Source organism: Bacteroides gallinarum DSM 18171 = JCM 13658 (assembly GCF_000374365.1).
Taxonomy (GTDB): Bacteria; Bacteroidota; Bacteroidia; order Bacteroidales; family Bacteroidaceae; genus Bacteroides; species Bacteroides gallinarum.
Map to the genome: position 1 here is coordinate 69086 of NZ_KB894131.1, position 15400 is coordinate 84485.

The following is a 15400-nucleotide window of genomic DNA, read 5'->3' on the forward strand; positions in this document are numbered from 1 at the left end:
TGAAAAACTCAAAAAAGTATATTTATTATGAAAAAGATTATATATTCACTTTTAGGTGTTACACTCCTCTTCAGCGCTTGTGAGGATCGTCTCAACATTGAGCAGAAAGGCGTCATCCCGTTTGAAAGCTTCTACCAAACCGATGATGATGCACAGAATGCGCTCAACAACCTCTACCAGTCATTCTGCTTAAATATTGCTGGTAATGAAGGTATTTATGTTGCTCTTCCCATACTCTTCAATGAACCCGGTGACGACATGCTGGCAGCAGGTAATTATTATGGCGACAATGACTTCGGTGCACAACTCAATGAATTTCGTTATGACTCACAGAACGAAGTTATCAAGAATGCCTATTGGGGGCTTTATGGAGTAATTTATGACTGTAACCTTATTCTTGATAATATAGAACCTACTACGGATATCAAAAAACGTGTATGCGCCGAAGCTCGCGCACTCCGTGCCTGGGCGCATTTCACCCTTGCTATCGGGTGGAATTGTCCTCCATTGGTAGACCATGTTCTCCCAGCAGATGCCAAACCAACTAACTATGAAGGCGGTCATGACAAACTCCTCGAATGGTGTGCCTCAGAGGCAGAAGCTGTGGTAAATGACCTTGATGAGCGTACAAGCCCGACAGACAAAGTTGGAGCTTCAAAGGTTACCAAGGGCTTTGCTCTCACCCTCGCAGGTAAGGCCCGTCTCTTTATGGGAGATTATGCAGGTGCAAAAAACAACCTCAAGCAAGTTATCCAATCTGGGAAATACGAACTTGTACCCGGTAATCGCTGGGCAAATCTCTTCCACACATCAGGCGATCTCTGTGAAGAAATGATTTTCCAAGCTAACGTTGTGGAAAATGCAAATATCGGTGAGTGGAGTAACAATATTCAGCGTACAGGCTGGATGTTTATCCAATTCTGGAACTGGCGGACTGACAAATTAGCTTCCATGCCTTCATTCATAGGTGTTGACGGTTGGGGTGGGCACGCCATTCGTGAAGATTTTGCCGCACGTATGTTAGCCAATGACGGTGATTCTTATCGTCGTAAATCAACTTTCCTCACCGCTGACGAATTTCTCTACGAAATGGAGTGGAATGGAACCAAAGACAAAGGATTAACCCGTGCACAACTTGAAACGTCCGATCAAATTGGTATCAAAGACAAAACTGGTCTTTATGGTGTTGGAGAATATTTCGCCAATAAGTTCGTTGCTTGGAAAGAGGATAACACAAAAGGTAGTTGGGGATTCAAAAACCTCACGATTTTCCGTTATGCCGAAGTGCTGTTAATGTATGCTGAGGCTTGTGCACAGACAGACGATGCAGACGGTCTTGGTCTCCAATGCCTTCAGGATATTCAAAATCGTGCAGGTTCTGCTTATGTTTCTGCTCAACTTACATTGGAAGATGTAAAAAAAGAGAAGAGTTTCGAAATGTGGCTCGAGGGAGTTCGTTTCCCGGATATGGTACGCTGGGGCGACACGGATGGCGTTAAAGATAATGGTAAAAACATACCTACCGCTTACGACGCATTCTTCACGAAAGGCGAACCCAAGCATCGTATCTATGTAGAGTATTCAAATCCCAACAGTGGAACAACAGGTTTCATAAAAGGTAAGCATGAATACTTCGCATTCCCATTTGATGCTATTTCTGTTAATCCTAATCTAAAGCAAAATCCAAGTGGTGAATAAGGTATAAAAAAGGCCGAACTCTAAGGTCTTTCCTAGTTAAGCTCTAAAAAGTTTACCCAAAAGTATGTTGATTTTCATAAGTTTGGGTAAGCTTTTTATATCATAACCCTGGTAAAAGGAACAATATCTCCACAAGACACACATTATTAGTTAATAGCACAGAAGATATTTATCTTAAAAGAGTGTCAAGCCGTTATTTTCATTCTTATAACATTCCTACACTTCTCCTCTACTTTATAAACAACCCGGTAACCTCATTTTATAAAAACCAAAGTAATTATACTTTTACATCCTTATCGGTCAAGACAGGTTATTTATACCGTAAATGTAAATGAGTTCCAAGCTCTTTTCCTATATCCGGACCATTCAATAAAATATTGAAGCATTTTTATACATAATCAAAGCATACACTCACATACTCAACTGTTTATCAATAAATTATCATTAAACAAGCGTATTTCAGGCGTATAAATTACTGATAGCCAAAGTAGGTGAAGAGTAGTAGTTTACTTGCTTTTACTCAATACATACTCTACTTTTGCATTAAACAAACAGGCTAAAAGAGAACGGACTACAATGCGCGCTAATTTCGAATATCTCTTTTTTCTGTATTGCATGAAAACACCATTATTAACTATTAAATCTTTTAATATTATGAAGAAAAGACTGCCACTTATCACACTGCGGCCTCTTGCATGGATACTATTCCTTTTTATAACAGCAAGCGGATATGCACAAGAGAGTCTTATTCAAGGTATAGTTACTGATGAAAGTGGAGAACCGCTAATCGGTGTATCTATACAAGACACAAAAACACAAAAAGGTGCTATCTCAGATATAGACGGTAAATTCTCGCTCGAAAGCCATATCGGAAATACGTTGAAAATATCATATATAGGATATCGTACATTAACAGTTACCGCCACCAAAAGTATGCGGGTAGTTATGAACGAAGACAACATGAAACTGGATGAAGTAGTAGTCGTAGGATATGGCGTCCAAAAAAAAGTAAACCTGACAGGTGCCGTAGCTTCCGTGAAAAGCGATGAAATTCTGAAAGCTCAATCAGCAAATACTTCGAATGCACTCATCGGACAAATTCCCGGACTGATAGCCAAACAAACCACGGGAGAACCGGGACTGGATGGTTCACAAATATATATTCGTGGTGTCGCCACGTTCCAGGGAGGAACCTCACCAACCTATATCATTGACGGTATCGAACGCCAGGCAGAAGACTTTGCCCGCATAGACCCCAATGAGATAGAATCGTTGAATGTATTGAAAGATGCCGCCTCAGCAGCTATCTTCGGTATGCGTGGTGCCAACGGAGTTATACTGGTTACCACCAAACGGGGTAATACCGGAAAAGTTCATGTTAAGTATTCGGGCAATGTATCGATACAGAAGCCTACAAGCCTGCCGGAGTTTGCCAATTCTACCGATTATGCCCGGATGAAGAATATATACATGGGCAACACAATTTATACAGACGAGGAAATCAGAAAATTCGCCGACGGCTCTGACCCCGAACGCTATCCGAATACCGACTGGTATAAGGAAATGCTATCAAAGAATGCAGTACAGCATCAGCACAATATTACCGTGGACGGCGGACGCGATAACATCAAGTTCTTTACCAGTTTCGGATATGTACATCAAGATGGTTTGTGGGACAATCTGGACTACGAACGTTACTCTTTAAGAAGCAATATCGATGTAAAAGTCACTTCTACCACTCAGCTCTCAGTGGATGCATCCGGTCGTGTGGAATACCGTCATGGCAGCCCGCAGAGCAGTACCAGTGTTTTCCAGCAACTAATCCGTAATACTCCTGTGTTACTTGCCAAGTATGATAATGGGCTCTACACTGTACCTGATGCCACTCATCCGAACATCATGGCACAAACCAGCAAGGACGCAGGATATAATGATTCACGAAACAATAGTTTACTGACCCGGCTCGAACTGACTCAGGAGCTTCCGTTCATAACGCAAGGGTTAAAAATAAAGGGTGTCTTCTCATACGATAAAAACAATTATGCCCAAAAGACCTGGTCGCTCTCTCCCTACTTGTATATACGCGACCAAGACAATAACTATAACTTACAGCCACGGGGTAGTGCCTCACTCTATCAGAATCAGAATGACAACGAGTATATCGAATGGCAAGGGCATCTTACCTACGATCGTTCTTTCGGCAACCATACCGTTTCAGCCTTGTTAATGGCATTAGGACGTAAAGAAAAATATCACAATGTATGGGTATCTCGTAATTCGTTCGATTCGGACGTAATGGATCAAATCAGTGCTGGTAATAGTACCGGACAACAGTTGGGCGGATACGACAGAGAGTCGGCACGCCTCAGCTACGTAGGCAGGGTCAACTATAATTATGGCGGTAAATACCTATTTGAAGCGAATATTCGCCGAGATGCTTCTGAAAACTTTGCACCCGACAAACGCTGGGGAACATTTGCATCCGCATCTATCGGTTGGGTGATTTCAGAAGAAAAGTTCTTCGAACCTTTGAAGAATAAAATAAACTTCCTAAAAGTCAGGGGGTCTTACGGTACATTGGGTAACGATAATACCGGTGGTGTAGCTTTTCCGTACTACAGTCGTTTCGACTTGTATACTCCACGCGGTTCACATAATGGCGGGTTAGCGAATAATCTTGGTGATTACGTATTCGGTGAATTAGTTAGCAAAGGATTGGCTCCCGGACCTATCGCCAATGCACTGGCAACATGGGAAACTTCAAAAAAAATGAATATTGCGATAGATGCAGGTTTGTTCAATATGCTCAATCTATCCATAGACTTTTTTAAAGAAACCCGTTCCGATATCCTTGCACAACGAGGAAGCGAAGTTCCTTGGTCGTTCGGAGGCGAACTGCCACTCGAGAATATCGGCAAGGTGGAGAATAAAGGTGTCGATGCCAACCTGACATTTAATCATCACATCGGCAAAGTCCGCTACTCCATAGGCGGAAACTTTACTTATGCCCGTAACAAGATATTGGAAATGGCTGAAGCCGCAGGAACTTCCGAGTATTTGAGGAAAACCGGACGTCCTATCTACAGCTACTATGGCTATAAGACAGACGGTATCTTCCAAACGCAACAAGAAATAGATGCGTATGCCAAACAAGAAGTGGCTGGAAGCGACTATGTGACCCGCCCCGGTGATATCAAATATGTAGATGTGAATGGTGATAATGTGGTAAATGCAGATGATATGACCTATTTGGGATACGGCAATGTGCCCGAAATCATATACGGCATCAACGGAAGTTTGGCATGGAAGAATTTCGACCTTAGTTTCCTATTTCAGGGAGCAACACACGTACAGGTTCAATTGAACGGTGGTGTAATTATGCCTTATTTCAATGACGGTAATCTGCCTCAATTTTGGATAAAAGAAGCATGGAGTGAGGACAATCCCAGTGCGCGCTATCCCCGTCTGGAGCAATCCACACATAACTTCCCGAATACGGATTTCCCGCCTGTACAGACCTATCTGTATGACGCATCCTATTTCAGACTGAAAAATATTGAGATAGGTTATAACTTCCCGCGTAAATGGTTGAATAACCTCCGTTTAGAGAATGTACGTGTGTACGTCAGTGGACAGAATCTCTTTACTATTACCGATGTTCCTCAGATAGACCCCGAAAATGTAGACTCACAAGGATGGTCTTATCCGCAAATGAAATCATTTAATGCAGGTATCAGTATTCAATTTTAAACAGATAACATCATGAAAGAAATATTTAAACCGCTATTCATATTACTTGCTGCTATCAGCATGACTTCCTGTTCCGATATGCTGGATATCAAGCCTACAACATTTGTCTCCGACGAATTGATTTGGCAAGATAAAAAGCTTATCGACCAATTCGTTGCCAACACATATGGTACATTGGTATGTGGATTCAACCGTAATACACAAGGATGGGACCAAGATTGGAGTGCCGCTTTCGGCGGTAACTTCGATTCCGGTACCGATGACTTTGACGGTAAATTCGATGCGAATGTAAATCAGTTCAACACAGGACAAATTACTGCACAAAGCACTCCATTTATCGAAGAAGTCTGGAAGAGTAATTACAGTATTATACGCAAATGTAATCTGATTATTGCTGCTGTTCCGGACACTAAAGATGTGGTACTGACACCGGCCGAAAAGAAATATTACGAAGCGGAAGCACGTTTCCTACGGGCATTCTGTTATTTCGACCTTGCTAAAACTTTTGGACGGGCACCGTTGATTACGGAAGCCCAGCAACTGGAAAGTGACTTGCTGGTACCGGCCACAGATTTCGAAGGATTAATAGATTTCATTGTAACCGAAAGTAATAATTATGCAGAGAATCTTGACCTAACAGTTTCTGATGCTATGAAGGGGCGTGCTACACGTGGTGCTTTTCTTGCATTGAAAGCTCGTGCCCTACTTTATCTTGCCAGCCCACTCAATAATACCGCCAATTCTAAAGAACGTTGGGAAAATGCTGCAAAAGCTGCAAAAGAGGTCATGGACTTAGGGATATATCAGCTTTACCGCAACGGCGAGTATGCATACGGCTCTTTATTCTTCGACAAATCGAATGCCAATACAGAAATTATCTTCGAGCGCCGTTTTCAATTTCCGGAAATCACACATAACATTCACATGCAATGGAGTCTTGACCCGGCAGATGCAGACCGTGGTTCCTGGAACGGTTTATATCCTACTCAGAATTTAGCTGACGCTTACGAAACCACAGACGGCAAACTGATTACCGACCCTACATCCATTTATAATCCGCAAGACCCATACGCTAACCGTGATAAACGATTCTATCAAACTTTACTCTATCACGGTAGCTACTGGGAAGGGAGCCAGTTGCTTATGCACCGCCACTTACAAAACCCGGATTGGAGCGGCAACTGTCTACCCAATGAATCTCGTGCACGCTGTGGTTACGGACTCCGCAAAATGATACAGGAATACGACGGCGCATCTGCCGACTTATATACCGGAGCCTTTGCACAAGACAACAACTGGCCTTATTTCCGCTATGCAGAAGTTTTACTGAATTATGCTGAAGCACAGAATGAAGCATTGGCTGCCCCGGACAAGAGTGTGTACGACGCTATTAACGATGTTCGTAACCGTGCAGGCCAACCGGGATTGCCGGAGGGATTATCCCAAAATGAAATGCGTATCCGTATACATAATGAACGTCACGTAGAGTTGTGTTTGGAAGAACACCGCTTCTTCGATTTGCGCCGTTGGAAAGAAGCTACGACTCTACAGGCACCTATCAAGGGAATGACAGTTGAGTTTGATGGAAGTAACAATAACTATAAGATAGTAACTATTGAAGATCGGGTATTCAACGAGAATAATTATTACCTGCCTATTCCCCACAGTGAAACAGAGAAGAACCCGAATCTGATACAGTAGCTTTTCATTTCATCAATTAAAAACCGGGTGTGTTTTCCTGAAAAATAGGTGGAACAAATAACTCTTGTATAGAACTTAAGCTTAATCGAATACAAACTTTTAGCAATCATGAAATCAATACTAAAGTATATTATACTTCCTTTTTTTTTCACCTCTTGTATCGGATGTGAGAATAAAGAACACGATGTCCCCACCCCGGAATCCGACGGGCGGGAACTCTCCAAATACGAACCTGAAGACGGTAAATGTTTTGTCTTCATCGGCCAGGATTTAGGAGCAGTAGGTGGACTGGAGCAGTATAATGAAGGTTACTGCAATCATTTTCAAACTCCGGCAGGAATAACCGTTTATCTGGGGCTGGGAAGTAGCGATACCGATAAAGTATCTGGTCTTTATGACATCGATAACTGGGGTTCAGGCGACTGTTGCGCCAACTTATACCCTCAATCGGAACGTTTTAACAATTCAATGATTGCCGTAGGGCTTGCCATTGTAGGAAATGAAACGAACATAACATCCGGCAAATACGACCGGAAACTGGATATAATAGGTGAATGGTTCAAGAAGCTTGCTCCCCGCCCCGTCTTTCTGCGTATTGGTTATGAATTCGACGGTACGGACTGGAATCATTATATACCCGAAACATATATCCCCGCTTACAGGTATATCAAAGATTATTTTGATGCAGCAGGTATCCGTAACGTAGCCTACGTATGGCAGTCTAAAGGAGACGGCACTCCCTTGTCCGACATGCAGAAATGGTATCCAGGAGATGAATATGTGGACTGGTGTGCTTACTCCTATTTCGGTCAGCCGGATAAGGTGATGATTGAGTTTGCCCGGATGAAAGGTAAACCGGTATTCATAGCCGAATCGACTCCCGTCTTCCAAAAGGGACAGACTTACTTCGATGCAGATATTAAAAAACCGGAGATAGCCCGGAAGATATGGGATGAATGGTTCACCAAATTCTTCAGTGTTATCGAAGAAAACAGCGACGTGGTCAAAGCTTTTTCTTACATCAATGTGGAATGGCTCTCGCAACCTATGTGGATAGTGAATGTAACCTTCCAGCAATGCGATTCGCGTATCCAGCGAAGCGAATATGTAAGCAATCATTGGAAAGAGAAAGTTTCGGGCGATAACTATGTACATGCTACGGAATTGGATTGGAGCAAGTTACCTCACTAAATTAAATATGCTGCAATTATTTACCTTGAATAAATCAATCAATGGATAAAAAAAACAATTTATATCTGTACATCGCTTGCTTTATCGTCTCGATAGGTGGCCTGCTGCTGGGCATATCAGCCAATGTATCGGGAGCAAGCATGTACTTCGGTGACTTTTTCGGTCTGCAATCCGGTTCTTTTCAGGAAGGATTGGCTGTAAGTATTACTATGTTGGCAACCTTCATCGGTAATTTTTTTGCCGGAAATGTCAGTGAAAGAATCGGACGAAAGAAATCACTCATTCTGGCAACACTGCTCTTCTGCTTCTGTACATTGGGCAGTGCGCTCAGTCAGACGTATATGTTCTTTTTGATAAGCCGCTTCATCGGTGGACTGGGCATAGGAATTTCCCTATTGGTAGTCCCAATGTACATTGCAGAACTTGCACCTCCCGATAAACGGGGCTTTCTCGTATCGTTCAATCAACTGAACATCGGAGTAGGTTATTTGGTGGCTTACGCCTCCAATACGTTGGTGAATGGCTGGTTCGATAATCCGGAGCTGAAATGGCGTTGGATGCTCGGATTGGGAACTTTGTTCCCGATTATCTACCTTATCGGATTGACGTTTGTACCGGAAAGTCCGGTATGGGCCGAAAATCGGAGTCAGCAGAAAGACAAGAAAAAGGTTGCACTCTCCTACCGAGAACAGGGACGCAGATTGTTTAAGTACCCAATGCGACTGATATTGTTCATTGCTTTCAGTATTGCCTTCTTCCAAATGGCATGCGGCATCAATGCGGTATTATTCTATGCGCCCAAAGTTTTCGATATGGCGGGTTTCACTCCCGACAGTTCTTTTCTGCAATCCAATCTTATCGGAATATGTATGGTAGTTATGACCCTTGTATCCATGACACTGATTGACCGACTCGGACGAAAGCCTCTGTTGATTATCGGTTCGTGTATCATGATAGCCTCACTGCTGACTATATCCGTCACGTTTTATATATCGGGGGCTCCCGTCATTATCCTAATCGGATTGCTTTGCATGATAGTCGGTTTCTCTATTTCATTAGGGCCGATTACCTGGATATTGCTGTCTGAGATATTCCCGTATCATGTAAAAGGACTGGGTATATCGCTTGCAGGGGTTTTCAATGGAATTATCAGTTTCGTCGTTACCACCCTGTTTCCAATCGAGATAGAGCAATTGGGTACAGGTAATACTTTTATGATTTATACCATTATCATGGTATTCTGTCTGAGCTCCGTCAGCCTATTTTACCCCGAAACGAAAGGATGCAACATGGAAGAACTGGAAAAAGAACTCATAAAAACAACTTAGCACTATGAATATGATTACAAATCCTATACTGACGGGATTTAATCCGGATCCGTCTATCTGCCGCGTAGGAGATGATTACTATATAGCCACCTCCACTTTTGACTGGTTCCCAGGCGTACAGATACATCACTCCCGTGACTTGTTTCACTGGCATTTACTAACCCGGCCACTCACCCGTATATCTCAACTCAATATGAAAGGAAATCCCGACTCCTGTGGAGTCTGGGCACCCAATCTGACCTACAAGGACGGAACATTTTATCTGGTCTACACAGATGTCAAGCATTTTGACGGCAGGTGGAAAGATGCACACAACTATCTTGTGACAACAACCGAAATAGACGGTGAATGGTCCGACCCTATCTACCTGAACAGTAGCGGGTTTGACCCTTCGTTATTCCATGACGAGGACGGGCGTGCCTGGGTGTCCAATCTGCTTGTAGACCACCGAAAGGGGAGATTTTTCGGTGGAATTATCTTGCAGGAATATTCTTACCGGGAACGCCGACTTATCGGAGAGGTTTATTACATCTTCCCCGGTACTCCATTGGGAGTTACGGAGGGTCCTGTACTCTTCAAGCGTAACAGTTGGTATTATCTGATAACAGCCGAAGGTGGAACAGAATATAATCATGCCGTAACTTTAGCACGGTCCCGACAAGTTACCGGCCCTTACGAAGTACATCCGACAAATCCGATACTGACTTCTGCTCGTAATCCGGATTTGTATCTTCAAAAGGCAGGTCACGGTTCGATAGTATCTACCTCTGATGACAAATGGTACCTAACCCACCTTGCAGGACGGCCATTAACGCCCCGTGGCAGATGTATCCTGGGGCGCGAAACATGCTTACAAGAAGTGATATGGCACGAAGATGACTGGCTATACCTGAAAAGCGGAGGTAATGAACCGCAGGTACAAGTTGAAGCTCCCGACTTACCAGTCTGCCGTTGGAAAACTTTACCGGAACGATATGATTTTGAAGATAAGACTATACCTATCGATTTCCAGTCACTCCGCGTACCAATGGACGAAACTTGGGTATCACTCAAAAAACGAGACGGGTTCCTGAGTATTAAAGGCAGGGAATCACTTTGTTCTACTCATAACCAAAGCATGATAGCCAGACGACAACAGGACTTCGACTTTACAGTTACCACCCGGCTAGAATTTCAACCGGATACTTTCCAGCAAATGGCAGGATTAGCTTATTACTATAATACAAGACATTTTTACTATCTCTTTATGTCATGGGAAGATACTTTGAATAGCTATGTATTGAATATATTCGTTAATGATGATAATCGCTGGAGCGAACCGTTACCAGAATATATCCGGCTGGAAAAAGGAGAAGTATGGCTACGAGCAACCGTTCAGAGGGAAAAGTTGAACTTCAGCTATTCCAACGACGGGAAAACATGGCAAGAAATAGGTGGTACATTGGATGCTTCTATCATATCCGATGATTACGTTCGCAACAAGTTTGAATACAAAGCCGCCTTTACCGGAGCTTTCATCGGCATGTGTTGCCAGGATGTATCGGGACGAGGCCAATGGGCCTATTTCGACAGTTTTGAGTACAAACCTTTATTGTAAACTCTATTTATTTACTATATGAAAAAACTATTTTATCTCGCTATAGTTTTCTGTGCCATAGCTTGTACAAACAAAAAGTCTTCTGTAAACTATGCTAAGTTCGAGCCGGAAGACGGCAAGTGCCTGGTCTTCATCGGTCAGGACATGGAAGCAATAGGCGGTGTAGAAGGGAAAGAAGGATATGTCGACTTCTTCGGAACCCCAGCAGGTATAACCATTTATACCAATATTCGCCCGGGAGATGTATCTTACGGATATACTTACCAAGGACTTGACGGGCTTACATCAAATGCCAACTGGGGGGCAGGCAATTGCTTTGCGAACGCACAACTTACATCTCCCTTGCTTAAAGACTGTGACGTAGCTATCGGTCTTGAATTAGTAAACCATGAAGAAAAAGTAGCCAGAGGGGAACATGACAATTATATCATTCGTTTAGGAGAATGGATACAAAACATTGCTCCCCGGAGAGTGTTTCTGCGCATCGGCTACGAATTCGACGGACATGCCTGGAACCACTATCAACCGGAAGCTTACATTGCAGCTTTCCGTCGTATCCATACCATGTTCGATTCACTGAGTATATCCAATGTAGCTTATGTTTGGCAATCTGCCGGAGGCAACAGCAGCATTAATGAACTTTATCAATATTATCCCGGTGATGAATATGTAGATTGGTTTGCATACAGTCAGTTTGCCCAGGGGCGTTGTCAGGCTATGATAGATATGGCCCGTAAGCATGGTAAGCCACTCTTTATCGCAGAGTCTACTCCCATGTTCCAAGAGAAAGGAGTTGTAGCTTCCGAACTTCGCCTTTCTAACCCGGAACAGGCCAATCGTGCCTGGAATACCTGGTACAAAGAACTATTCAATACAGTAGAGAGTAATCCGGATGTTGTGAAAGCATTTTCATACATCAATGCAGACTGGCCCTCGGAGGCAATGTGGCAGGGGGATACAGTGATTTTTAGCAAAATAGATGCACGGTTACAAATCAATCCAGACATCACTGTAAAATGGAAAGAGAAAATGAAAATGGAAAGATATATCCATGAGCCGATAGCTCATATTGAATAAATTTATATTTTTGGAGCAAAAGAGGCTGAAATGAAATACACACTGACATTGTTATTGCTTATCTTTTCCGTTCATGCAAACTCCATAAAGAACTGGTTACCTTATATCAATAACATCAGCCGTATGGAGTATGGTGGAGGAACGCAGAACTGGACAATCACCCGTGACAACAACGGTTGGATTTATGCAGCCAACAATTCCGGGCTATTACAGTTCGACGGTTACTCATGGCATTTGTTCAGCAACGGCATGATTATCCGGACAGCTTACCATGACGGCAAGGGACGTATCTACGTAGGGGCATTCAACAATTTCGGTTATTTCTCACCGGACGAGAAGGGAGCTATGCACTATCATTCCTTATCCGACAATCTGGAAGATAAGTATCGTAATTTCAGTGATGTATGGGATATCTACTGCATAGACCATAGTATCTACTTTGTATCCTACAACCATATATTCAAACTTACAAATGATGAAGTTACCGTCATCAAAAGTAAGGAACGTATGCTCTGCTCCGCTAATATAAACGAGAATTTATATGTGTTCAAAGAGAATACGGGAGTATTTCTGCAAACCGGACAGTTATTTATACCGTTGGCAAGTACGGAAAAAATCAGTAACTATCATATCAGCGAAATACTCCCCTATCAGAATCGAAAGTTATTGCTGATAACCGAATATCACGGCATTTATATCTATGACAATTCAACAACCGTTCCGCTCATTACTCAAAATGACCCGCTACTTAAATCCAGCCAGTTGTATTGTGCAGAAATAAAGGATGACAAAATCTATATCGGAACAATTAAAAATGGATTGATTATTGTAGATATTCCTACGGGAGGGATTGAACAATATGATATTCGGTCAGGGTTACAAAATAATTCCGTACTGAGCTTGAACGTGACCGAAGGAGATAATATATGGTTAGGGCTTGACAATGGTATCAGTTATCTGGAAACCAACAGTTCATTGTCAAACCTCTACACCGGAAACCAAAATTACGGAGTAGGCTACACATCAGTCATTCACAATGGATACATCTATTTCGGGACTAACCAGGGATTGTTTTATAGTCCCTGGCCTATCAAAGATATCCGCCACTTGACTCTCCGTCCCGTAAAGAATGCCGATGGACAAGTATGGAATCTGACAGCTATTGGAAAAACTCTGTTTTGCGGGCACAATAATGGAATTTTCATAATTGAAAAAAAAACTGCTATCCCCCTGATAGGTGAAAATGGCTTTTGGAACTTTACGCCGGTCGGAGGAAATAATTCAAAAGTGTTGGCAGGCAGCTACACTGGATTGGTTTTACTAGAAAATAAAGGTACGGAATCTGCCCCTCACTGGATATCTACGCGAAAAATAAAAGGTTTTAATCTCTCGGTACGTAATGTAGAATATGATGAATTCGATGATATTTGGTGGATATTTCATGGAACAGGTCTGAGTGCTGTTAAATTGGATTCGGAATATAGTAAAGTAGTATCCTGTCAGCATTATCCGAATCGGAATGACTCTTACCAGACCAATCTGTTCAAAGACAAAGGTCGTGTTTACTTCACAACAGATTCCGGCATCTATCGCTATAACTCAATCAAACAAGAATTCGAATTATCAGAAGAATGGAATCAACGTATAGGCAACAAGAAATATCTCCGTGTAGTCAACAATGAAGAAAACAATTGTGTATGGTATATGCAATCCGGCAAACTGAAAATCAACTATATTACTCCACATGGTTATATAACAGATTCTGTCAGTACTGCCCGTTTGCAAAATAACTTAATGGGTACTTTCGAGAGTATCAACAGGGTAGACTCGACTACTTGTGTTATCGGTACTTTGGATGGTTTCAGTCTTTATCGTATCACCACAGATTCGTTGTCATCCTTATCCAACAGTTATAAGTTCCTGATTAAAAAAGTAATAATATCTTCCGGGAACGAAGAAATTGATTCTTATTTCTACAACGGATTTCCAACTGACAGACAATATCAGACTATCCTAAGAAAATATCGTCCGGATGCTTCATACCGGTTCGAAATGAATCCGAATATTAATTCTTATGACAAAATCACTTATTCCGTCCAGCTTAAAGGATTGGATGAACAAATGTTGGCACTAAATACCTCAGGCATAAAAGAATATACTGGACTGAAAGAAGGAAATTACACCTTCCTGATACGCGCATACAATCATCATACCCACCAGATAGAAGTAGAAAAAATTTATCTCAGAATTCTTCCTCCCTGGTATAGAAGTATTTATGCCTACATCCTATATGCACTCCTTATTACTGCACTCGGATATGGAACATATAGACTATTGAACCACAGGTTCAACAAGCAGCATCAAAAGCACCTGGATGAACTAAAGGAAGAAAGCCTTAAGCGGGAATTCAAGCTAAAAGAGGAAGCTCTTGCACAGGAAAAAAGGATTATTGAACTGGAAAATAACAAGCTTCAACAAGAATTATTATTAAAGAGCCAAGAGCTTTCAAACTCCATGTTCTATGTAATTCAAAAGCAGGAAATATTTACTTTCATGCAAGATGAACTCCAGAAAATTTCTGCCTATTTGCGTAAAGAACAGACTAAAGATGCCCTGCGTAAATTGAATAGACTATTAGAAAAAGTACATGCTAATATCGAAGATGAAGATAACTGGCAGAAATTGGAAAATAACTTCAATATCGTACATAATAACTTCCTCAGTCGCTTGAAAGAGCATTATCCCGACCTTACATCCAGCGAATTAAAATTGGCCGCATATATTCGTATGGACTTAATCACTAAAGAAGTAGCACCACTATTCAACCTATCAGAACGAGGTATGGAGTCAGCACGATACAGACTTAGAAAGAAATTAGGTTTATCACGGGAAAAGAACCTGTCGAAATTTCTGCAAAACTTCTAATAAAACTATAAAAACATAGTGAAAAAAATACAATAAAATTAACATCTATTTCTTTCATTTTAGAAAAAATGCATTTCTTAGCTATCTGTCATTCTGATATTAGTTTATGTTCTAAAAAGAAATATAACATCAA

At 41.9% G+C, this 15400-nt stretch carries 8 protein-coding genes; all 8 read left to right on the forward strand.

Features of this window, described 5'->3' with window-relative positions:
* Positions 1-27 precede the first annotated feature (27 nt).
* Positions 28-1698 carry a RagB/SusD family nutrient uptake outer membrane protein gene (locus tag C233_RS0111120; protein ID WP_018667672.1) on the forward strand — a complete coding sequence of 557 codons (1671 nt, stop codon included), beginning with the start codon at positions 28-30 and terminating at the stop codon, positions 1696-1698.
* Between the two features lie 654 nt (positions 1699-2352).
* The gene (locus C233_RS0111125) at positions 2353-5448 is read left to right on the forward strand and encodes a SusC/RagA family TonB-linked outer membrane protein (protein WP_018667673.1); all 3096 of its coding nucleotides are present in this window, start codon (positions 2353-2355) and stop codon (positions 5446-5448) included.
* 12 nt (positions 5449-5460) lie between these two features.
* Positions 5461-7149 (forward strand): RagB/SusD family nutrient uptake outer membrane protein, encoded by a 1689-nt coding sequence (locus tag C233_RS0111130; RefSeq protein ID WP_018667674.1) that lies wholly within the window; start codon positions 5461-5463, stop codon positions 7147-7149.
* Between the two features lie 108 nt (positions 7150-7257).
* Positions 7258-8340, forward strand: a complete 1083-nt coding sequence (locus C233_RS0111135; RefSeq protein WP_018667675.1) for a glycoside hydrolase family 26 protein — start codon at positions 7258-7260, stop codon at positions 8338-8340.
* Positions 8341-8381: 41 nt separating this feature from the next.
* Positions 8382-9668 (forward strand): MFS transporter, encoded by a 1287-nt coding sequence (locus C233_RS0111140; protein WP_018667676.1) that lies wholly within the window; start codon positions 8382-8384, stop codon positions 9666-9668.
* Between the two features lie 4 nt (positions 9669-9672).
* Positions 9673-11265, forward strand: coding sequence for a glycoside hydrolase family 43 protein (locus C233_RS0111145; RefSeq protein WP_018667677.1), 1593 nt, complete (start codon positions 9673-9675; stop codon positions 11263-11265).
* An 18-nt stretch (positions 11266-11283) separates the two neighbouring features.
* Complete coding sequence (locus tag C233_RS0111150) at positions 11284-12342, forward strand: glycoside hydrolase family 26 protein (protein ID WP_018667678.1); 1059 nt, start codon at positions 11284-11286, stop codon at positions 12340-12342.
* Positions 12343-12372: 30 nt separating this feature from the next.
* Entirely contained in the window at positions 12373-15267 is a 2895-nt protein-coding gene (locus tag C233_RS0111155; protein ID WP_018667679.1) for a ligand-binding sensor domain-containing protein, read from the forward strand.
* Positions 15268-15400 lie beyond the last annotated feature (133 nt).

What these genes read in the sequence shown, in the direction of transcription:
- C233_RS0111120 (WP_018667672.1), top strand. Translation starts at nt 28, where the DNA reads ATGAAAAAGATTATATATTCACTTTTAGGTGTTACACTCCTCTTCAGC.
- C233_RS0111125 (WP_018667673.1), top strand. Translation starts at nt 2,353, where the DNA reads ATGAAGAAAAGACTGCCACTTATCACACTGCGGCCTCTTGCATGGATA.
- C233_RS0111130 (WP_018667674.1), top strand. Translation starts at nt 5,461, where the DNA reads ATGAAAGAAATATTTAAACCGCTATTCATATTACTTGCTGCTATCAGC.
- C233_RS0111135 (WP_018667675.1), top strand. Translation starts at nt 7,258, where the DNA reads ATGAAATCAATACTAAAGTATATTATACTTCCTTTTTTTTTCACCTCT.
- C233_RS0111140 (WP_018667676.1), top strand. Translation starts at nt 8,382, where the DNA reads ATGGATAAAAAAAACAATTTATATCTGTACATCGCTTGCTTTATCGTC.
- C233_RS0111145 (WP_018667677.1), top strand. Translation starts at nt 9,673, where the DNA reads ATGAATATGATTACAAATCCTATACTGACGGGATTTAATCCGGATCCG.
- C233_RS0111150 (WP_018667678.1), top strand. Translation starts at nt 11,284, where the DNA reads ATGAAAAAACTATTTTATCTCGCTATAGTTTTCTGTGCCATAGCTTGT.
- C233_RS0111155 (WP_018667679.1), top strand. Translation starts at nt 12,373, where the DNA reads ATGAAATACACACTGACATTGTTATTGCTTATCTTTTCCGTTCATGCA.